Here is a 1,088-nt window from a genome sequence, read left to right as displayed (position 1 = left end):
TTGTAGCCTTCCCAGGTCATGAACGCAACGACTACGGGCGATAAAGATTCGGAAGGATATCACAGCGCGCTTTCCTTTGTGCCGGAGTCGCCGCTCCTGTACGAAGAAATGACGGTGCGCGAGCATGTGGAATTTACGGCCAGGGCCTACGGCGTCAGCCGCGCCGATTACGAAGCCCGCAGCCGCCGCCTGTCGGAGCTGTTCCGCATGGAGGATAAAATGGACAGCCTCTCCGGCCATCTCTCCAAGGGGATGAAGCAGAAGGTCATGATTATGTGCGCCTTTGTCGCGAGCCCGGCGCTGTATGTGATTGACGAGCCTTTTCTCGGCCTTGACCCGCTCGGCATCCGGTCCCTGCTGGACTTCATGCTGGAGATCAAGCAATCGGGCTCCTCCATTCTGCTCAGCTCTCATATTCTCTCCACAATAGAGAACTACTGCGACCGCTTTATCGTGCTGCATCAGGGCAGGGTCATCACCGAAGGTACTTTGGCGGAGATCGGGGCTGCCGCCGGCAAGCCGGGCCTGCCGCTGGAGCAGCTGTTCTACGAGCTGGTTCAGGGAGGGAAGTAGCATGAATCTCAGAGAGCTGCAAGGGGAGCGGCGCAGCCGGGCCGCCGCCAAGCTCCTTCCCTATGCGGGATATATTATCCAGAGCGGTGTAGCGGTTGTGCTTCTGTTCATCCTGATCGCGTTCTCGGCCTGGTACACTTCGGTGCTGAAGGATGTGCCCTCCGGCGTGCCTATTCACTGGATCATGCTGGTGCTGCTGCTGCCGGCTGCGGTTCACAGCGGCTTCCGCACCTATCTTGAGCCGGCGGATGCCGTCTTCCTGCTGCCGCAGGAGCACCGGATGCACGAGTACTTTGCACCGGCATGGATCAGGGGAACGGTTTGGAAAGGCCTGCGGCTTATTCTGGCGCTGCTTATTGCGTGGCCTTTGTACATACGCACGGCGGACTCGCCGAAATCTCTGTTTGTCACCGCCGCGCTGCTGCTAGGCGTAAAGCTTCTCTCCGCTTACGGCTGCTGGAGAGAGCTGAAGCTGGTCTCCCCGGCCGCTTCCGCCGGATACCGCCTGCTGCGCT

At 59.9% G+C, this 1,088-nt stretch carries 1 protein-coding gene and 1 pseudogene; both read left to right on the top strand.

All coding sequences use genetic code 11. The annotated features are described in order from the left end of the window. Positions 1-51 precede the first annotated feature (51 nt). Positions 52-573, top strand: a pseudogene (locus L692_RS0113985) (ABC transporter ATP-binding protein); the annotation flags it as partial. A gap of 1 nt (position 574) precedes the next feature. Further along, positions 575-1,088 (top strand): ABC transporter permease (locus L692_RS0113980; RefSeq protein ID WP_025700775.1); only part of this gene is annotated, 514 nt, incomplete at its 3' end.

This window comes from Paenibacillus forsythiae T98, assembly GCF_000520735.1.
Lineage (GTDB): Bacteria > Bacillota > Bacilli > Paenibacillales > Paenibacillaceae > Paenibacillus_AQ > Paenibacillus_AQ forsythiae.
The sequence above is the reverse complement of the archived record's forward strand: the minus strand, read 5'-3'. Positions and strand labels throughout refer to the sequence as shown.